The sequence below is a fragment of the Bacteroides sp. 11BF genome (assembly GCF_019633765.1).
GTDB lineage: Bacteria > Bacteroidota > Bacteroidia > Bacteroidales > Bacteroidaceae > Bacteroides > Bacteroides hominis.
The window spans coordinates 36,001-56,275 of sequence record NZ_JAFKPJ010000008.1 but is presented as its reverse complement, the minus strand read 5'-3'; the positions used below and the strand labels follow the sequence as shown (position 1 = coordinate 56,275).

The following is a 20,275-nucleotide window of genomic DNA, read 5'->3' as shown; positions in this document are numbered from 1 at the left end:
CTAAATCTCTAAAATTAAAGTTATTAAACCCAATTACTATATTAGTCGTAGTTACTATGCCAATAGCTTTGTTTAAAGCTTTTTTTGGACCAGCATATTTACTTAGTGATGGACTCTTTGATAAGTATTATAACTTTGCTATTCTGATGGCAAATATTCAGTTAATAATAACTCTGTATGTTACAATAATATTATTTAAAATATTTAGATCATATCACTATAGTATAACTAATTTTTTGTATAAAATTACACCGAAATGGAGAATAAAAAGAACTAAGATGTTTTTAGTCTCATTTGTTTTTTTACTCTTGTTTCTTATTTCTTTTTATTTATTATCTTCAACTTTCGGTTTTATAAATTGGATTTTATCTCCTAGAACCGGTTATCAATATCACCGGGTTGGTGCTGGAGAATATTATGCTTTCGCTTTACTATTCCTTTCCACTTCATTTTCCATATTGTTACTTTTTTTGAGAAAGAATAGAAGTATCTATCTTTTTTCAATTGTATATATCTTTTTTGCTTGGTTCTTAGGTTCAAAACATATTATGTTAAATTTCTGCATTTATACGATTAGTGTTCTCTGGTTTAGAAATGTAGATAATCTGGGCAAAATTATAGGGTATGCCACTCCAATCATATTTATTCCAATGCTTCTTAATTTTGGAAGTTTTGATTTGAGCGAAATTGCTACATATTTTGATTATTATGTTAATAGTGCAATGTATTATAAAGAGTATTTCTCAAATGGAATAAACTTATTTTATGGTCAAATAGGCTTAACTGATTATTGGGCACTTGTTCCAAGAAGTTTGTTTCCTGATAAACCGTACGTTTATGGCTTCTTATTAGTTAATGAACATTTTTTTCCAGGTGCTGCAGAGGCGACTCATACTCCGGCTTTTGGTGGGCCAGTTCCTTATTTTGCAGATTTTGGTTTAATAGGAGTTATTGTATATTCTTTTTTTAACTTTCAATTATGGTTTCAGGTATTTTGTTACTATATAATTTTTGTAGATAGAAGGTTGGAACGTATAATATCAAATCCATTATATATATATGCGGTATTGATATTATTTGCTCCTAATTTTTTGCAATTTTTCCCATTTCCACTCTCTGTTTTTATATTTTATTTTTTAGTAAAGCTCATCTCTTTTATTAATCGCGTAGTAATTAGAACCAGCTAAATAATACATATGTTAGTTCTTGATAATATAATTTTTTCATTGCAAAGGTCCGGAGGTATTTCTGTTGTTTGGTCTGAATTATTGAAAAGATTGCAACTTGGCAATTTGAATTTTGAGTGCTTAGAGTATGATGTTATGAGTAATATAAATCGTAGGCAGTTGAATCTTAATTCTAAAAGTGTTCAAGTTAGAAAGAAAAGGTTTCTAAGTATTACTAGATATTTCTCACCTAGGGTTGTCAAGAATGAGAAATTTATCTTTCATTCTTCTTATTATCGTACTTGCAGTAATCCTAATGCCATTAATATCACAACTGTTCATGATTTTACATATGAATACTATTATAAGGGTTTAAAAAAAAGGATTCATTTATGGCAAAAACATCGTGCTATATCCAAATCAAATTTTATAATATGTATATCAGAGAATACAAAACGTGATTTATTGAAGTTTCTACCGGATATCAATGAAACTAAAATACGTGTTATTCATAATGGAGTTTCTGATGATTATTTTCCAATTAAAGAAAGAGAAGAACTTGAATTACCTTTTGAATTAGAAACCTATATGCTATTTGTAGGCTCTCGTGAAAAGTATAAAAACTTTGAATTAGCAGTAAAGGCGGTAGCATGTAATAGATTAAAATTAGTGATAGTTGGTGCACCTCTACTTGCTGAAGAGTTGGACTTTTTACAAACAGAATTGGGACAGTCCAATTTCATGGAAATGGGACGTGTTTCTAATGAAGAACTTAATTGTCTGTATAATGGAGCAATGGCTCTTTTGTATCCTTCGGAATACGAAGGCTTTGGAATCCCTGTATTAGAGGCACAGAGGGCAGGTTGTCCTGTTATTGCATACAATGCTTCATCTATTCCTGAAATAATAGGTGATACTCCGTTATTGCTTGATGTATTGTCAATAGAATCTATAACAAAATGTTTTAATGTATTGAAGATAAAAAAGGAACGTGAAGATCTTATTTATAAAGGAATAGAGAATGCAAAACGCTTTACATGGGACAAAATGTATGAGCAAGTAATCGCTTTATATAAGGAAGTATGGGAGAAAACAAAAAAATAAGTTTCTCATTAGTTACAGTAACTTATAATAGTGCACAGACACTGCGTGATACTATAACTTCCGTATTATCACAAACTCATCAAGCTATAGAGTACATAATAATAGATGGTTTTTCGAAAGATAACACTGTGGCGATTATAAAAGAGTATGAGCCATTGTTTAATGGACGCCTGAAGTGGATTAGTGAAAAGGACAATGGCTTGTATGATGCGATGAATAAAGGTTTTCAAATGGCAACAGGAGATGTGATTGGGATTATTAATTCTGACGATTTAATATCTGATCCTAATGCAATTGAAAAAGTGATAAAATGCTTTGAAGCAGATAATTCTATTGATGCTGTTTATGCTGATTTATATTATGTTGCTCAAAACGATATATCTAAAATAGTTCGGTATTGGAAATCAGGAAGCCAACGTCCTTTCAGTAAAGGGTGGCATCCAGCTCATCCTACATTTTATGTGAAGAGAGAAGTATATCAGAGATATGGGTTGTTCGATTTAGATTTTAAGTTCGCAGCAGATTTTGAGTTGATGCTTCGTTTGATTGATAAAGAGCATATCAAATTATATTATCTTCCTGAACCTTTAGTCAGGATGCGATTAGGGGGAACTACAAGTAAGAATCTATCTAATATTAGAAAAGGAAATCTTGAATGCATAAATGCTTTTAAAAAGAACGGGATAAAAGTGAGTATGCTATATCCTTTATATCGTTTATTACCCAAAATCAAGCAATATTTTCAATAATATAATCAATGAATCTTCTTTTTACTGGCGCTTCCGGTTTTTTGGGGCACAATATCTATCCTTTACTAAAAGAAAAGTACAACTTAGAAACTATTGGCTTAACTCTTCTGGATAATTATACTATAAATTTAGTGTCGGATATTCCTAAACTGAACATCAAGTACGATGTTGTACTCCATGCTGCAGGAAAAGCTCATACGATACCTGAAAATGAACAGGAAAAACAAGCCTTTTTTGATGTAAATCTTCAGGGTACTAAGAACTTATGCACTGCTTTAGAGAATAGTAGCATTCCTAAAGCTTTCATTTTTATTAGTACCGTTGCTGTTTATGGTTGTGATTCGGGTGAGAATATCACGGAAGAGCATCCTTTGAATGGAACGACTCCTTATGCTTTGAGTAAGATTAAGGCTGAGAAATATTTGGAAGGGTGGTGTGCTATGCATAATGTAAAATTGAGCATACTGCGGCCTTCTTTGATTGCCGGACCTAATCCTCCGGGAAATTTAGGAGCGATGATTCATGGGATTAAAACTAATAAGTATCTGAGTATTGCAGGAGGAAAAGCAAGAAAGAGTGTTCTGATGGTTCAGGATATTGCAAATCTTCTTCCTATGTTAATAGAAAAGGGTGGAATATATAATGTTTGTGACAGTTACCAGCCGAGTTTTCGTGAATTAGAGATGGTGATATGTAAGCAATTGAATAAAAAAACACCAATATCTATTCCTTATTGGTTGGCTAAAAGTATGGCTGTAATGGGCGACTGTCTGGGAGCAAAAGCTCCGATTAATTCTTTGAAACTTTGTAAAATCACAAGCTCTTTGACTTTTAGTAATGAAAAGGCAGTACGAGAACTTGGATGGAAACCTATGAATGTTTTAGAGAATTTTCGAATAGAATAGAAGAAAGTGTGGTGGATATTCTTCTTTGGATAATAGGGCTTTTGATGGGATTGGCAGCTTTAGTCTTTTTAGGGCTTCAGTTTTGGTTTCATTTAATAGACAAGAATGAATAATTTATGTATTATTTGATGATTTTAGTTCTGCTATTCTTAGTAGAACTTCTTTATTTTCGTATCGCTGATAAATGTAACATTATCGATAAACCTAACGAGCGTAGTTCGCACACCCGGATCACGCTGCGGGGTGGGGGAATTATCTTTTATTTGGGGGCGTTGGTTTATTTTCTGACAAACCATTTTGAATATCCCTGGTTCATATTGGCCTTGACCTTGATTACTTTTATCAGTTTTGTGGATGATATCCGTTCTACCTCACAAGGATTGCGTTTAGTCTTTCATTTTACGGCAATGGCTTTAATGTTCTATCAATGGGGATTGTTCAGTTTGCCTTGGTGGACGGTCTTTGTTGCCCTGATTGTTTGTACGGGAATTATTAATGCTTATAACTTTATGGACGGGATTAATGGCATAACAGGAGGTTATTCTTTAATTGTATTACTTGCTTTAGCCTTTGTCAATATGCAAATGGTTCATTTTGTGGAAGGGGATCTTATATACACTATGCTTTGTGCGGTATTGGTATTTAATTTTTTCAATTTTCGCAAGAGAGCAAAATGCTTTGCCGGAGATGTCGGATCGGTCAGTATTGCTTTCGTTGTTCTTTTTTTGATAGGCAAATTAATAATCCGGACAGGGGATTTTAGCTGGATCGTTTTGCTTGCGGTGTATGGAGTAGACAGTGTACTGACTATTATCCATCGGCTTATGTTACATGAAAATATTGGTTTGCCGCATCGCAAGCATCTATACCAGTTGATGGCAAATGAATTGAAAATTCCACATGTGGTGGTTTCATTGATTTATATGATGTCACAAGCTGTAATTATAGTTGGCTATCTGTTAATTCCCGGCAATGGTTATTGCTATTTGATGGGAGCAATCATCGTATTAAGTGTAGTGTATGTCTTGTTTATGAAGAAATATTTCCACCTGCATCAGATGACAGAATGATGCTTCGGTGGCAAGTCTGATGAAAAAAGCCTCCCGGTCATCCTTTTTTAAAGGTGACCGGGAGTTTTTTTATAAGCATTCATTCCCTGTCAACCAAAAAATCTTATTAACTTTGCGGGTCACTTTTGAAAACATAAAAAACTTAATGATATGAATATCTCTTATAATTGGCTGAAAGAGTATGTCAATTTCGATCTGACGCCCGATGAAGTGGCGGCTGCGCTGACTTCTATCGGACTGGAAACAGGTGGAGTGGAAGAAGTTCAAACGATTAAAGGCGGACTGGAAGGCCTCGTGATTGGCGAAGTGCTGACTTGCGTTGAACATCCGAATTCAGACCATTTACACATCACAACCGTAAATTTGGGTAACGGCGAACCTACTCAGATTGTGTGCGGAGCACCTAATGTCGCTGCCGGACAAAAAGTAGTTGTTGCCACTCTGGGCACGAAGCTTTATGATGGTGACGAATGTTTTACGATCAAGAAGTCGAAGATTCGTGGTGTAGAGTCTATTGGTATGATTTGTGCTGAGGACGAAATTGGTATCGGAACATCACATGACGGCATCATTGTATTGCCGGAAGACGCAGTGCCGGGAACACTTGCCAAAGATTATTATAATGTAAAGAGCGACTATGTACTTGAAGTAGATATTACTCCGAACCGTGCGGATGCTTGTTCACACTATGGAGTGGCGCGTGACTTGTATGCTTATCTGATACAGAATGGTAAACAAGCTGTATTAACCAATCCGTCTGTCGATGCTTTTGCTGTCGAAAATCATGATCTGGATATCAAGGTAACTGTGGAAAACAGTGAAGCATGTCCTCGTTATGCAGGCGTTACCGTGAAGGGCGTTACAGTAAAAGAGAGCCCGGAATGGTTGCAGAATAAGTTACGTATCATCGGATTGCGGCCTATTAATAATGTAGTGGATATTACTAACTACATTGTTCATGCTTTTGGACAGCCGCTTCACTGCTTTGATGCAGACAAAATAAAAGGTGGCGAAGTGATTGTGAAAACAATGCCGGAGGGTACACCGTTTGTTACACTGGACGGAGTAGAACGTAAGTTGAATGAACGTGACCTGATGATTTGCAACAAAGAAGACGCCATGTGTATTGCAGGTGTTTTCGGAGGTCTTGATTCCGGTTCTACAGAGGCCACAACGGATGTGTTTATCGAAAGTGCTTATTTTCATCCGACATGGGTACGTAAGACTGCCCGTCGCCATGGTCTGAATACAGATGCTTCTTTCCGTTTCGAAAGAGGTATTGATCCGAATATCACTATCTACTGTCTGAAACTGGCAGCCATGATGGTGAAAGAACTCGCCGGAGGTACCATTTCTTCGGAGATTAAAGATATCTGTGCTGCTCCTGCACAGGATTTTATTGTCGAGTTGACTTACGAAAAGGTACACAGCCTGATTGGTAAAGTGATTCCGGTAGAGACGATTAAGAGCATTGTTGCCAGTCTTGAAATGAAAATCATGAACGAGACAGCCGAAGGACTGACATTGGCAGTACCTCCTTATCGGGTAGATGTACAGCGTGATTGTGATGTAATCGAAGATATCCTGCGTATCTACGGATACAATAATGTGGAAATTCCATCGACTTTGAAGTCGAGTCTGACTACTAAAGGGGATTGTGACAAGTCGAATAAGTTACAGAATCTGGTAGCCGAACAACTGGTTGGTTGCGGTTTCAACGAAATACTGAATAACTCTTTGACTCGGGCAGCCTATTACGATGGTATGGAAACTTATGCTGCCAAGAATCTGGTGATGCTGTTGAATCCTTTGAGTGCAGACTTGAATTGCATGCGTCAGACATTGTTGTTCGGTGGCTTGGAAAGCATTGCTCACAATGCAAATCGTAAGAATGCCGACTTGAAATTCTTTGAATTCGGTAATTGTTACCATTTTGATGCAGAAAAGAAGAATCCGGAAAAGGTATTGGCTCCTTATTCAGAAGACTACCATTTGGGCTTGTGGGTAACCGGTAAGATGGTATCAAACTCTTGGGCACATGCAGATGAAAACAGTTCTGTGTATGAACTGAAAGCCTACGTAGAGAATATTCTCAAACGTTTGGGACTGGAATTGCATACACTGGTGGTGGGTAACCTGAGTGACGATATTTATTCTACAGCCTTGACTGTGAACACCAAAGGTGGCAAGAGACTGGCTACGTTCGGTGTAATTACCAGGAAACTGCTGAAAGCTTTTGATATCGATAATGAAGTTTATTATGCAGACCTGAACTGGAAAGAGTTGATGAAAGCCATCCGTTCAGTGAAAGTAAGCTATAAAGAGATCTCTAAGTTCCCGGCCGTAAAACGTGACCTTGCTCTGTTACTGGACAAGAAAGTACAGTTTGCCGAGATCGAGAAGATAGCTTATGAAACGGAGAAAAAGCTTCTGAAAGAAGTTTCTTTATTCGATGTTTATGAAGGCAAGAATCTTGAAGCCGGTAAGAAATCGTATGCTGTCAGCTTCCTGCTTCAGGACGAGAGTCAGACTCTGAACGATAAAATGATTGATAAAATCATGTCGAAACTGGTGAAGAACCTTGAAGATAAACTGGGAGCAAAGCTCAGATAATACGGAACATAAAAATAACAATTAAATAATTAATAAAACTCACGCTCGCTTCTTCTATCGGGATAGGGGAGGCGGGGTGAGGCAAATATTTTAAACCAATGGGAAGAGCGTTCGAATATAGAAAAGCTACCAAGCTGAAAAGATGGGGCAACATGGCCCGTACATTTACGAGAATCGGTAAACAAATTGCTATCGCTGTAAAAGCCGGTGGTCCCGATCCTGAAAACAACCCGCATCTGCGTGCAGTAGTTGCCACTGCCAAACGTGAGAATATGCCGAAGGATAACGTGGAACGCGCTATCAAGAATGCAATGGGCAAGGACCAGAAGGACTACAAAGAGATGAATTATGAAGGTTACGGTCCGTTTGGTATTGCAGTATTTGTAGAAACTGCTACAGACAATACGACCCGTACTGTGGCTAATGTTCGCAGTGTCTTCAATAAGTTTGGCGGAACATTGGGTACTTCGGGTAGCCTTGATTTTATGTTCAGCTGGAAGTCAATGTTCACTATCACAAAGAAAGAAGGTGTGGACATGGATGATCTGATTCTGGAACTGATTGATTACGGAGTAGAAGAAGAATATGATGAAGATGGTGATGAAATCACACTTTACGGTGATCCGAAGTCATTTGCCCAAATTCAGAAATATCTTGAAGAGAATGGTTTCGAAGTGAAGGGTGCTGAGTTTACCCGTATTCCGAATGATGAAAAGGATCTGACTCCGGAACAACGTGCCACGATCGATAAGATGGTAGAGCGTCTGGAAGAAGATGAAGATGTACAGAATGTGTACACAAACATGAAACCTGCTGAGGACGAAGGCGAAGAATAATGAAATACGTTTATAAAACCAAGGGCACTTGCAGCACGAACATTGAACTGGATGTTGAGAATGGCATCGTGAAGGAAATTGCTTTTTGGGGTGGATGTAACGGCAACCTGCAGGGCATTTCACGTTTGGTGACGGGAATGCCTGTGTCAGAGGTGATCACGAGACTTGAAGGGGTCCGTTGCGGGACTCGTTCTACTTCATGTCCCGACCAACTATGCCGTGCTTTGCACGAGATGGGTTTCTAAAAAACAAAGTCTGTATTCGGGGTAAACAGGGCCTCTGTCAACTACGAACGTAGCTTCTGTTTGCACCATTTAAAGGCTCTATTTAAAATAAGGGAGGCGATGAACTGTCAGTTCATCGCCTCCCTTATTTTAAATAGAATACAGCTTCTTATTTATACATCTCGGGAGTAACTGTTACCTGCATCAGCTCTTCTTGCGTTTTACCTGACAGATAAATATATTTAATCGTCACATCTGATTCTCTGTACACTTTCATCTCTTCAGTGTTCTTTATAGTTTCCGGGAGCGTTTCTTCAAGTGATTTCTTTAATTGTTCCGACATGGTAGGATCGTCAGCCTGTCCGCTCAGGGTATAGAAATAGGTAAATGTATTGTCTTTGCCCGAATAAGTGGTACTGTCCATTCTTGTCATTTCATCTACAGTGATAGGGCACTGTTTGTTTACTTGTTCAGAAGCCAGTTCGAAAACCTTTTGTTTAGCTTGTTGGCAAGAAGCCAGCGTGAAAAGAACAGCGCAAGCTCCGAGAATGATTTTTTTCATTTGCTTAATCTTTTTAATGTGTGAATATGGAACAAAGATAGTTGTTAAAAGTGAACCGAACAAGGTTCTTGCTTGTTATTAATAGCTATCTTTGTAGATACATTCTGTAAATTAGAGGAAAAACAAGAGACATGACATCCTTATGAAAAATATTTTTAAAGATTTGAGAAGTAAAGACCACAAACGCTATCTGGGAGGTTTGGACGTCTTCAGATATATTGGTCCCGGTTTATTGGTTACTGTAGGTTTTATTGATCCGGGCAACTGGGCTTCTAATTTTGCAGCAGGTTCAGAATTTGGTTACTCACTGTTGTGGGTGGTCACGCTGTCCACCATCATGCTGATCGTATTGCAGCATAATGTTGCCCACTTGGGGATTGTGACTGGACTTTGCCTTTCGGAGGCTGCCACACGGTATACTCCTAAGTGGGTATCACGCCCTATTCTGGGTACAGCCGTACTCGCTTCCATCTCCACATCGCTGGCCGAAATACTGGGAGGGGCTATCGCTCTGGAGATGCTGCTTGATATTCCCATTATCTGGGGAGCGGTGCTGACAACTGTTTTTGTATCCATTATGCTTTTTACAAATTCATATAAGAAAATCGAACGCTCTATTATCGCTTTTGTATCGGTGATCGGGCTGTCGTTCATTTATGAACTTTTTCTGGTAGACATTGACTGGCCTATGGCAATCGAAGGTTGGGTGACACCGTCTATACCCAAAGGAAGTATGCTTATCATTATGAGTGTATTGGGAGCGGTGGTGATGCCTCATAATCTTTTCCTCCATTCGGAGGTGATTCAAAGCCACGAATATAACAAGCAAGATGATGCATCTATAAAAAAGGTATTAAAGTATGAACTGTTTGATACCCTCTTTTCCATGATTGTGGGATGGGCCATCAACAGTGCTATGATTCTGCTGGCAGCCGCTACTTTCTTTAAAAGCGGTATCCAGGTGGAAGAATTGCAACAGGCAAAGTCATTGCTTGAACCCTTGCTTGGTAGCAATGCAGCCATTGTCTTTGCTCTGGCATTACTTATGGCAGGTATCTCGTCTACAATCACCAGCGGGATGGCAGCCGGATCTATTTTTGCCGGTATCTTTGGTGAATCTTATCACATCAAGGACAGCCACTCTCAGGTAGGAGTCATTTTATCGTTGGGCATTGCGTTGCTGTTGATCTTCTTTATTGGTGATCCGTTTAAGGGGTTGATCATTTCCCAGATGGTGCTGAGTATCCAGCTTCCGTTTACCGTTTTCTTACAAGTAGGTCTGACCTCTTCGCGTAAGGTGATGGGAGATTATGTAAACAGCAGATGGAGCACGTTTGTGCTTTATGCCATTGCTGCGATAGTGACTGTATTGAATATCATGTTGTTGTTCTCATAAAATATAGACGATGAAAATTATAACTTATAACGTGAACGGACTTCGTGCCGCGGTGAATAAAGGGTTGCCCGAATGGTTGGCAGAAGAGAATCCCGATGTGCTTTGTTTGCAGGAAACCAAATTGCAACCCGACCAATATCCGGCAGAGGCATTCGAGGCGCTTGGATATAAAGCATATCTTTACTCTGCACAGAAGAAAGGGTATAGCGGAGTGGCCATATTGACCAAAATCGAGCCTGACCACATCGAATATGGGATGGGTATCGAAGAGTATGATAATGAAGGGCGTTTTATCCGTGCGGATTTTGGCGACTTGTCGGTGGTAAGTGTTTATCATCCTTCGGGTACGAGCGGAGATGAACGTCAGGCTTTTAAGATGGTTTGGCTTGAAGCGTTCCAAAAGTATGTGACCGAACTGCGAAAATCCCGTCCGAATCTGATTCTTTGCGGGGATTATAATATTTGTCATGAACCCATCGATATTCATGACCCTGTACGTAATGCCACCAACAGTGGTTTCTTGCCTGAAGAACGGGAATGGATGACCCGCTTCCTGTCCGCAGGGTTTATCGACTCCTTCCGCACGCTTTATCCCGAAAAGCAAGAGTACACCTGGTGGAGTTATCGTTTCAACTCACGCGCCAAGAATAAGGGGTGGAGAATTGATTATTGTATGGTAAGCGAACCGGTGCGCTCTTTATTGAAAGAGGCCGTTATCCTGAACAATGCCGTTCATTCCGACCATTGTCCGATGGCATTGGAAGTTGGCTGAATTATTCGAGAATGGTGATACTCAGTTTGCGTCTGTCTCCTCCGTCACGGAACTCACACAGGTAAATGCCCTGCCAGGTTCCGAGGTTGAGCCGGTGGTTTCGGATGGGAATGGTGACCGATGTTCCTATTAATGACGCCTTAATGTGTGCGCTCATATCGTCCGGTCCTTCTTCGGTATGGATGAAGTAAGGTGCCCCATCGAGTACCAGTTTGTTGAAAAACGTATTAAAATCATGGCGCACGTCCGGATCTGCATTCTCGTTGATGGTGATGCCTGCCGAGGTGTGTTTGATGAACACGACCAACAGTCCGTTTTCCGGTAATTCAGGGATAAGGGAGAGGACGTCATGAGTGATCAGATGAAAGCCGCGCGGATAGTGCGGCAGTCGTATGTCGAAGGTTGTTGCCATAAAAATCATTGGTTAGTTGCCGGCAAAGATACTTTTTTAATAAATTTGCAAGAAATTAAAAAGATATAAAATGACACTGGAAGATAGAATAAACCGGGCCTCTGAGCTTTTTAAGAGCGGTTATAATTGTTCGCAGTCTGTAGTAGCTGCTTTTGCCGATATGTATGGATTTACTGAAGAACAGGCACTGCGTATGGCTGCTTCGTTCGGTGGAGGTATCGGACGCATGCGTGAAACGTGCGGAGCGGCTTGTGGCATGTTTCTGCTTGCCGGATTGGAGAAGGGAGCTGTCGACGGAGCCGATCGTGAAGGGAAGGCTGCCAATTATGCTTTGGTACAAGAGCTTGCAGCCGAATTCAAGAAACGAAATGGTTCGTTGAATTGTGGCGAACTGCTTGGTTTAAAGAAGAAAGCGCCGGTTTCATCCGAACCGGAGGTCCGGACAGAACAGTACTATGCCAAAAGACCTTGTTCGAAAATGGTAGAAGAAGCAGCCAGAATATGGGCTGAATATCTCGAAAAACAGAAAAAATAGCTGTTAAATTGATGTTTTCATTACAAAGAAGAGAAAAAACTTACTAATAATCTGTTATATAACATAATTATAACTATCTTTGCAGCCGAAATAAAATCTGATTTGTTCAGGTTTTAACTCATGTCTAACTAAAATTTCTAAAGCAAATGTTGAAAGAAAAAGCAGGTGAAATTGCAGGTAAAATCTGGAATGCACTGAATGGAACAGAAGGACTGACTGCCAAGCAGATTAAGAAAGCGACTAAGTTGGTAGATAAAGATTTGTTCCTTGGCCTCGGATGGCTGTTGAGAGAAGACAAGATCTCTACTCAGGAAATCGAAGGTGAAATCTTCGTTACATTGAACTAAGGAGTGGGCTACTTCCCCAATAAAAAAATGCGTTGATACATTATGATATGTTATCAGCGCATTTTTTTATGTTCTGGCATTTGTGTATATTTGCGCACCAAATTAAATTAAGATAATAGTATCAGATGGATAAAATCAGAAATTTTTGCATCATAGCTCATATCGACCATGGTAAATCAACATTAGCGGACCGCTTGTTGGAGTTCACTAATACCATTCAAGTGACAGAAGGGCAGATGCTTGATGATATGGACCTGGAGAAGGAGAGGGGGATTACAATTAAAAGTCACGCCATACAGATGGAGTATACATACAGGGGGGAAAAGTATATTTTGAACCTGATTGATACTCCGGGGCATGTTGACTTTTCGTATGAAGTGTCCCGCTCGATAGCTGCCTGTGAAGGTGCGTTGCTTATTGTAGATGCATCACAAGGGGTCCAGGCACAGACCATCTCAAATCTTTATATGGCTATTGAGCACGATCTTGAAATCATTCCGATCATTAATAAATGCGATATGGCGAGTGCCATGCCCGAAGAGGTGGAAGACGAGATTGTAGAGTTGCTGGGATGCAAGAGGAATGAAATTATCCGTGCATCCGGTAAGACGGGTATGGGTGTTGAAGAAATACTGGCAGCAGTAATAGAGCGTATACCTCATCCGAAAGGTGATGAAGACGCACCGTTGCAAGCTTTGATCTTCGACTCTGTATTCAACTCCTTCCGTGGAATTATAGCTTATTTCAAAATCACGAACGGAGTTATCCGTGCGGGGGACAAAGTGAAGTTCTTCAATACCGGAAAGGAATACGTCGCCGATGAAATTGGAGTGTTAAAGATGGAAATGGTTCCCCGTAAAGAATTACGGACGGGGGATGTTGGATATATCATTTCCGGTATTAAGACCTCGAAAGAGGTGAAAGTGGGAGATACGATTACCCATGTAGCCCGTCCTTGTGATAAAGCGATTGCCGGATTTGAAGAGGTGAAGCCGATGGTGTTTGCCGGAGTTTATCCTATTGAGGCCGAAGAATTTGAAGATCTGCGGGCTTCGCTTGAGAAGTTGCAGTTGAACGATGCTTCGTTGACTTTCCAGCCGGAATCTTCTTTGGCGCTGGGATTCGGTTTCCGTTGCGGTTTCCTGGGGTTGCTTCACATGGAAATTGTACAGGAGCGTCTGGATCGTGAGTTCGATATGAACGTCATTACTACGGTTCCTAACGTATCTTATCATATCTACGATAAGCAAGGCAATATGACGGAAGTTCATAATCCCGGCGGTATGCCCGATCCGACAATGATTGACCACATAGAAGAGCCTTATATCAAAGCTTCCATTATTACAACTACCGATTATATCGGACCTATCATGACGCTTTGCCTTGGCAAGCGGGGAGAGCTGTTGAAGCAGGAATATATATCTGGAAACCGCGTCGAGCTGTTTTACAATATGCCTTTGGGCGAGATTGTGATCGACTTCTATGACAGATTGAAGAGTATCTCGAAAGGTTATGCTTCGTTTGATTATCATCCGGATGGTTTCCGTCCGTCTAAGTTGGTGAAACTGGATATTCTGTTGAATGGCGAATCGGTTGACGCGCTTTCCACCTTGACTCACTTCGATAATGCCTACGATATGGGACGCCGGATGTGTGAAAAATTGAAAGAACTGATTCCGAGACAGCAGTTTGAGATTGCCATCCAAGCTGCCATCGGTGCCAAAATCATAGCACGTGAGACGATCAAGGCTGTGCGTAAAGATGTTACGGCGAAATGTTACGGAGGTGATATCAGCCGTAAACGTAAATTGCTTGAGAAGCAGAAAAAAGGAAAAAAACGTATGAAGCAGATCGGCAACGTGGAAGTGCCGCAGAAGGCGTTCCTTGCCGTGCTTAAACTGGATTAGGAAATAAGGGCTGCAACGTGATAAAAAGCAGAAATCTTTCTGAACAAATTTCGTTGCAGCCAGTTTCTAATATACCAGGTAATTGCCATCTGTCCGCAGAGCTTTCCCTGGCAATTGCCTTTAAAACAACGATAAACAATAAAAATGAGAAAAGTTCTGTCTTTTTCGGCCTTTTTGATTATTGGCCTTTTACTATCACAATTCCTGCCATCATTGGCAGGTGAAGGATATGCTGCTGTAAAAACTGTATCTAGTATTCTTCTTTATGTCTGCCTGAGTTTTATTATGATTAATGTCGGGCGTGAGTTTGAAGTAGATAAGACCCGTTGGCGAAGTTACGCTGAAGATTATTTTATTGCGATGGCTACTGCCGCTATGCCTTGGTTCCTGATTGCCCTTTATTATGTGTTTGTACTTCTTCCTCCTGAGTTTTGGAATAGTTGGGAGGCGTGGAAAGAGAATTTGCTGTTAAGCCGTTTTGCCGCTCCTACGTCGGCAGGTATCCTTTTCACAATGCTCGCTGCTATCGGACTTAAGTCAAGTTGGATTTATAAAAAGATTCAGGTGCTGGCTATCTTCGATGACCTTGATACGATTTTATTGATGATTCCTCTGCAGATAATGATGATCGGTATGCGCTGGCAACTGATTGTGGTTATCTTTATCGTCTTTTTGCTGCTTTCATTAGGTTGGAAACAGTTGGGCAAATATAACTGGCGTCAGGACTGGAAAGCGATAATGGGCTATTCGGTACTTGTTTTCGTTGCTACACAGGCTGTTTATTACTTCAGCAAGCAGTTGTATGGCGAAGAGGGCAGCATTCATATCGAAGTGCTGTTGCCGGCTTTTGTGCTGGGTATGATCATGAAACATAAAGAGATAGATACTCCGGTGGAGCACAAAGTTTCGACGGGAGTCTCGTTCCTGTTTATGTTTTTAGTCGGACTCAGTATGCCGCATTTTATTGGGGTGAACTTTGCAGAGACGCATGCCGGAACCCATTCGGTGACAGGCTCACAGGAAATGATGTCATGGGGAATGATAACGTTGCATGTGTTGATTGTTTCACTGCTTTCAAACATAGGTAAGTTATTCCCCGTATTCTTTTACCGGGACCGGAAGTTCAGCGAACGACTGGCACTTTCTATCGGTATGTTTACCCGTGGTGAAGTAGGAGCCGGAATTATTTTTATTGCCCTTGGATACAATCTGGGTGGCCCTGCTTTAGTGATCTCAGTGCTTACGATCGTGTTAAACCTGATTCTGACCGGCATCTTTGTTCTATGGGTGAAGAAGTTGGCATTGCGGAGTTATACAACTTAGCAAAGGCATAAAGTTACTTAAACCTAATTCTATAAATACATATTATGACAGTTTTACGTTCGATGAAGGATTTCTCGTCGATGAATATTACGGCGAGTATTTTATTATTTGTAACAGCGATTGCTGCTGCGGTAATTGCTAACTCTCCTGTGGCACCGGTGTATCAGGAATTTTTGTCGCACGAACTTCATTTCCGTATCGGAGGCTTTAATTTACTTTCGCATGCGGGACACAATCTGACAATGATTGAGTTCATCAATGACGGATTGATGACGATTTTTTTCCTGATGGTCGGGTTGGAGATTAAGAGGGAGTTGCTGGTAGGTGAGCTTTCTTCGTTTCGTAAAGCTGCACTGCCATTCATAGCCGCATGTGGCGGAATGGTAGTGCCTGTTGTAATCTATTCCATGATTTGTGCTCCGGGCACTGAAGGAGGACAAGGGTTGGCTATCCCCATGGCGACCGATATTGCCTTTTCCTTGGGAGTACTCAGTCTGTTGGGCAAGCGTGTGCCGCTAAGTTTGAAAATCTTCCTTACAGCTTTTGCGGTAGTCGATGATATAGGCGGTATTTTGGTGATTGCTATCTTTTACAGTTCACATGTGGCTTATGAGTATTTGTTATGGGCGGCATTACTTTACGTACTGTTATATTTTATAGGTAAGAAAGGAGCCACTAATAAGATTTTCTTCTTAGTCGTTGGGGTGGTTATCTGGTATCTTTTCCTGCAATCGGGTATCCATAGTACGATTTCCGGTGTCATTCTGGCTTTTGTCATTCCCGCTAAACCTCAGTTGAATGTCGGTACTTATATTGAGCGTATCCGGCGTATTATCAGTACATTTCCCGAAATGGGAGCAAACAATATCGTATTGACCAACCAGCAGATAGCTAAGCTGAAGGAGGTTGAGTCGGCTTCCGACAGAGTCATCAGTCCGCTTCAATCACTTGAAGATAATCTTCATGGTGCGGTGAATTACCTTGTTCTTCCATTATTTGCTTTTGTCAATGCCGGTGTTATGTTCAGTGGTGAAGGCGAGGTCATTGGCGGAGTTACCTATGCGGTTGCTCTGGGGCTGTTGGCTGGCAAGTTTCTTGGGATTTATTCTTTTACCTGGTTGGCCATCAAGAGTGGACTCACTCCAATGCCTTTAGGGATGAACTGGAAGAACATATCCGGAGTGGCATTATTGGGAGGCATTGGTTTTACGGTATCACTTTTTATTGCCAATCTTTCGTTTGGCTCCACTCACCCCGTATTGTTGAACCAAGCTAAACTCGGTGTTTTGTCCGGTACGGTAATAGCAGGTATATTGGGATATCTGGTTTTGCATTGGGTCTTGCCCCGGAAAAGATAATTTTCTTATATAATAAGGTAGACTTCTAATCTCCTGCTAAGATTAGTTAAATAACTTATGGCATTAGTTGAATAACTAATGGTTGTAGTTGTTTGTTCTGAATGATTTATTATCTTTGTGGTATCAGAACCTTTTAATTCTTAATTACGATGAAAAGACTTACTGCCAAAGAAGAAGAGATCATGCGCATATTCTGGAAAGAAGGTGCAATGTTTGTCCGTGAACTTCTGAAGTATTATGACGAGCCCAAACCCCATTATAATACAGTATCTACTATCGTACGGGGTCTTGAAGAGAAAGGGTTTGTCGGATATAAAGCTTATGGCAATACCTATCAGTATTTTGCCTTGATCTCAGAGAAGCAGTATAAGCGCTCCGCTCTTCATGAAGTTGTTTCCCAATATTATGATAATTCCTACACCAATGTTGTATCGGCATTTATTGAGGAAGAAGGGTTATCTGTTGAAGACCTGAAAGCTTTGATTCGCCAGATAGAACAAGGACGTAAAAAATAATCTTATGGGAGCTTTCTTGTTTTACCTGTTCAAGTCAGCTTTCTGCCTGATATTATTTTATGTGTTTTATCGGGCGTTGCTGAGCCGCAGCACTTTCTTTCGCTTTAACCGATTGACATTGCTGGTGGGGATGTCGGTATGTGTCGTCCTCCCTTTGATGGAGTTTACTACTGAGGAAGAGCATCTCTTCCATACTCCTTTTCAGGTCATCCATCGTGTATTGGTGGAAGAAGGTTATTCCGATTCTTCGTTGGAGTTGGTTCAGGAAGGAGGAATGGGGCGGTTGGCAAACTCGCCTGAAAGGGTACGACATACTTCTCCTGATATCACATTCCGGCATGAATTAATAAGAGTAGGGGGAGTTGTCTATTTGATAGGGAGCGTCGTAGTGTTCTTAGGCTTTGTACTGTCTGCGATTCGTATGTGGGGTCTGATATTACATGCCAGGAGGAGCAGATACGGAAAGTATACATTGGCATTGACTTCTCAAACGGTAGGTTCTTTTAGCTGGGGGAGGGTTATTGTGATTTCTGAAGCGGATTATGGTCATTCACAAGAAATTCTGCTGCATGAAGTGATGCATTTGCGTAGTTGGCATACGCTGGATTTATTGTGGATTCAACTTCTTCTCATTCTATTCTGGTTTAATCCGGCCATGTGGCTGTTGAAACGTGAGTTACAGGAAGTTCACGAATTTGAGGCAGACGACGGAGTGATAAATAATGGCATCGATGCAACGAGATATCAACTTTTGTTAGTGAAAAAGGCCGTTGGTACAAGGCTCTACTCTATGGCCAACGGTTTCAATCACAGTAAACTTAAAAACCGAATCACCATGATGTTGAAAGAAAGAACCAATGGGTGGGCACGTTTGAAGCTGTTGCTTTTTGTGCCCGTGATGGCCGGAACGTTTTATGCGTTCGCCCGGCCCGAAGTGAAGGAGACATTTGTACAGACAGTGCCCGGACTGCACCAGAAACAAGCAATGGATTATCAAACTCTGTCGAAACTGTTGAGGAATGAAGAGGAGGCCTACAACCTTCGGAAATTTGGAAAGAAGGTTGCCCCTACTACCCCTGAGAACCGGATGAATCAATTGCTAATGAATGCCAGGAATGTGATGCTGTTCGATGGAGATTATGTTCTCAAAGAAAATCTGAAGGATAAAGTTAAGGAAAAGCTTTTGTATAAACAACGGAGAGAGAAAGAAAAGTCTGGTCGTAAAGACGAACAGATTGTTGGGTTCTGGTGTGACAGAGGAACCAACGTGGATGAAGCAAGGCAGGCATTGCAGGCGGTTTACGATGCATATACCGAAATACGTGACAGCATTGCTATTGCTTCGGGTAATGATAGTAAAGATTTCCTTGACAAGGAATTCCCCATCGTTGTTTCGCAATATGAGAATTTGAAGAAGTTTGGCTCCCAAAGTGGAGATTGTCTGAGTGGGATCGAGTTGAATTTTATGTCCGGTAAGGATTTGCTTAAAGAATTGAAGAATCCTACGGCAGAGGAGTTACAACAGGCAGTAACCGATTATCGGGAGAAACTGAAAGATGGTCGGAAACTTAGTGTGAGGGTCAAGGTTGATCGTGAATGTAATATGGGGACAGTGTTGAAAATGAAACAGATACTCAGAGAGAACTGGTAAGAAGAACCGGTTTCGGTTACTTTGATAAGAGCTATTCCGGTGAAACAACTCTCCGGAATAGCTCTTTTATTTAAGACTGATTGGATTTGTTCATTCTCTTTTTAATAGTTTCCCACGTAGCTGTCTTCAGGAAGCTTTCTTCCATTTGCAACACCATTTTTTTGAATTTGTTAAATGGAATGGCAAAAGACAAAAGATCGGATTTCATACATTTGCGTGCCGAAGGGTCGAATGATCCTAACACTGCCCGATTGGTTCCGTTCAGTTGTTCCCGGTACGGATGATAGATAATGGAGGCACAGCCTGCACCGAAAGGAGCAATTACTGCATCAGGATCTGCATTGTCAAAACAAGCCAGTGTGAACAATCCGGAGAGAACATCGGCAGATGCAAAGAAAATAACCACTTCCGGTGTGTCTTCTGCTTCCAGTTTGTCCCAACGCTTGAAAATCAGGTTTTCCCCCTTGATAGGAAGTACGGGTAACTGTGCCAGAGCCTCCGCAGCCAATTCCGGCGTTTGTTTGTATCGTTCTCCTTCTCCTTGCCCATTGTGTGAAAGGAAACATTCAAACCCGGGGAACATCTTGTCCGTAAAGCTTGTATACCGTTTTCCACCCCGGCATCCCACAGAATCTGCCTGTATACAGAGAGTTTTTCCTCGTTGTACTTGTGTCAGTTGGGCAATGATACACCGATGTCCTTTCGGAGCTTCCACTACCGGAAGATTCTGTGTATCTGCCGAGTATTCAAATGTTATGGGGAGTCCGGCTTGTGGAAAATAAGTATCCCACAAGGTAATGAACTGATCCTTAAGTGTTGTTTCCATGACC

The 20,275-nt window shown here is 40.8% G+C and carries 20 protein-coding genes; 17 read left to right on the top strand and 3 right to left on the bottom strand.

What is annotated here, in order from left to right; genetic code table 11:
- The first annotated feature begins 56 nt into the window (after positions 1–56).
- The 8 genes from JZY04_RS10125 to JZY04_RS10090 all read left to right on the top strand — a co-directional run bounded on the left by JZY04_RS10125 (position 57) and on the right by JZY04_RS10090 (position 8,688).
- On the top strand, positions 57–1,187 hold the full coding sequence (locus tag JZY04_RS10125; protein WP_220575416.1) for an O-antigen polymerase: 1,131 nt from the start codon (positions 57–59) through the stop codon (positions 1,185–1,187).
- Positions 1,188–1,196: 9 nt separating this feature from the next.
- On the top strand, positions 1,197–2,270 hold the full coding sequence (locus JZY04_RS10120; RefSeq protein WP_122142195.1) for a glycosyltransferase family 1 protein: 1,074 nt from the start codon (positions 1,197–1,199) through the stop codon (positions 2,268–2,270).
- On the top strand, positions 2,267–3,019 hold the full coding sequence (locus tag JZY04_RS10115) for a glycosyltransferase family 2 protein (protein WP_122142209.1): 753 nt from the start codon (positions 2,267–2,269) through the stop codon (positions 3,017–3,019). Before JZY04_RS10120 ends, JZY04_RS10115 begins: the two co-directional genes overlap by 4 nt.
- An 8-nt stretch (positions 3,020–3,027) precedes the next feature.
- A complete protein-coding gene (locus JZY04_RS10110) occupies positions 3,028–3,924 on the top strand; it encodes an NAD(P)-dependent oxidoreductase (protein ID WP_122142194.1) in 897 nt (298 codons plus the stop codon).
- Positions 3,925–4,040: 116 nt separating this feature from the next.
- Positions 4,041–4,994 carry a glycosyltransferase family 4 protein gene (locus JZY04_RS10105; RefSeq protein ID WP_122142193.1) on the top strand — a complete coding sequence of 318 codons (954 nt, stop codon included), beginning with the start codon at positions 4,041–4,043 and terminating at the stop codon, positions 4,992–4,994.
- Between the two features lie 150 nt (positions 4,995–5,144).
- Positions 5,145–7,607, top strand: coding sequence for a phenylalanine--tRNA ligase subunit beta (gene pheT / locus JZY04_RS10100; RefSeq protein WP_122142192.1), 2,463 nt, complete (start codon positions 5,145–5,147; stop codon positions 7,605–7,607).
- 98 nt (positions 7,608–7,705) lie between these two features.
- Positions 7,706–8,443: a YebC/PmpR family DNA-binding transcriptional regulator gene (locus JZY04_RS10095; RefSeq protein WP_005778114.1), complete on the top strand. Its 738-nt coding sequence runs from the start codon at positions 7,706–7,708 to the stop codon at positions 8,441–8,443.
- Complete coding sequence (locus tag JZY04_RS10090; protein ID WP_005778113.1) at positions 8,443–8,688, top strand: TIGR03905 family TSCPD domain-containing protein; 246 nt, start codon at positions 8,443–8,445, stop codon at positions 8,686–8,688. Before JZY04_RS10095 ends, JZY04_RS10090 begins: the two co-directional genes overlap by 1 nt.
- A 148-nt stretch (positions 8,689–8,836) precedes the next feature.
- On the opposite strand, the gene JZY04_RS10085 is transcribed toward JZY04_RS10090, so the two are convergent.
- A complete protein-coding gene (locus tag JZY04_RS10085) occupies positions 8,837–9,229 on the bottom strand; it encodes a hypothetical protein (protein ID WP_005778111.1) in 393 nt (130 codons plus the stop codon).
- Positions 9,230–9,371: 142 nt separating this feature from the next.
- Between JZY04_RS10085 and JZY04_RS10080 the strand changes: the two genes are divergently transcribed.
- Together JZY04_RS10080 and JZY04_RS10075 are read left to right on the top strand one after the other, a co-directional pair.
- The gene (locus tag JZY04_RS10080) at positions 9,372–10,625 is read left to right on the top strand and encodes an Nramp family divalent metal transporter (RefSeq protein WP_005778109.1); all 1,254 of its coding nucleotides are present in this window, start codon (positions 9,372–9,374) and stop codon (positions 10,623–10,625) included.
- Between the two features lie 10 nt (positions 10,626–10,635).
- A complete protein-coding gene (locus JZY04_RS10075) occupies positions 10,636–11,397 on the top strand; it encodes an exodeoxyribonuclease III (protein WP_005778108.1) in 762 nt (253 codons plus the stop codon).
- A gap of 1 nt (position 11,398) precedes the next feature.
- Here JZY04_RS10075 and JZY04_RS10070 read toward each other — a convergent pair whose 3' ends face one another.
- Positions 11,399–11,809: a secondary thiamine-phosphate synthase enzyme YjbQ gene (locus JZY04_RS10070; RefSeq protein ID WP_181996321.1), complete on the bottom strand. Its 411-nt coding sequence runs from the start codon at positions 11,807–11,809 to the stop codon at positions 11,399–11,401.
- A gap of 70 nt (positions 11,810–11,879) precedes the next feature.
- On the opposite strand from JZY04_RS10070, the gene JZY04_RS10065 reads away from it, so the two are divergent.
- The 7 genes from JZY04_RS10065 to JZY04_RS10035 all read left to right on the top strand — a co-directional run bounded on the left by JZY04_RS10065 (position 11,880) and on the right by JZY04_RS10035 (position 19,445).
- The gene (locus JZY04_RS10065; protein WP_122142190.1) at positions 11,880–12,344 is read left to right on the top strand and encodes a C-GCAxxG-C-C family protein; all 465 of its coding nucleotides are present in this window, start codon (positions 11,880–11,882) and stop codon (positions 12,342–12,344) included.
- 146 nt (positions 12,345–12,490) lie between these two features.
- Complete coding sequence (locus JZY04_RS10060) at positions 12,491–12,691, top strand: winged helix-turn-helix domain-containing protein (protein WP_005778103.1); 201 nt, start codon at positions 12,491–12,493, stop codon at positions 12,689–12,691.
- 125 nt (positions 12,692–12,816) lie between these two features.
- Entirely contained in the window at positions 12,817–14,598 is a 1,782-nt protein-coding gene (lepA, locus tag JZY04_RS10055) for a translation elongation factor 4 (protein ID WP_005778101.1), read from the top strand.
- Positions 14,599–14,742: 144 nt separating this feature from the next.
- Positions 14,743–15,921: a sodium:proton antiporter gene (locus tag JZY04_RS10050; RefSeq protein ID WP_005778097.1), complete on the top strand. Its 1,179-nt coding sequence runs from the start codon at positions 14,743–14,745 to the stop codon at positions 15,919–15,921.
- A 44-nt stretch (positions 15,922–15,965) separates the two neighbouring features.
- Entirely contained in the window at positions 15,966–17,279 is a 1,314-nt protein-coding gene (nhaA, locus tag JZY04_RS10045) for a Na+/H+ antiporter NhaA (protein WP_005820467.1), read from the top strand.
- Positions 17,280–17,428: 149 nt separating this feature from the next.
- Positions 17,429–17,794 carry a BlaI/MecI/CopY family transcriptional regulator gene (locus JZY04_RS10040; RefSeq protein WP_005778094.1) on the top strand — a complete coding sequence of 122 codons (366 nt, stop codon included), beginning with the start codon at positions 17,429–17,431 and terminating at the stop codon, positions 17,792–17,794.
- A gap of 4 nt (positions 17,795–17,798) precedes the next feature.
- Positions 17,799–19,445, top strand: coding sequence for a M56 family metallopeptidase (locus JZY04_RS10035; RefSeq protein ID WP_250706930.1), 1,647 nt, complete (start codon positions 17,799–17,801; stop codon positions 19,443–19,445).
- A 70-nt stretch (positions 19,446–19,515) separates the two neighbouring features.
- On the opposite strand, the gene JZY04_RS10030 is transcribed toward JZY04_RS10035, so the two are convergent.
- Positions 19,516–20,271 (bottom strand): DUF169 domain-containing protein, encoded by a 756-nt coding sequence (locus JZY04_RS10030; RefSeq protein WP_122142189.1) that lies wholly within the window; start codon positions 20,269–20,271, stop codon positions 19,516–19,518.
- Between the last annotated feature and the right edge of the window lie 4 nt (positions 20,272–20,275).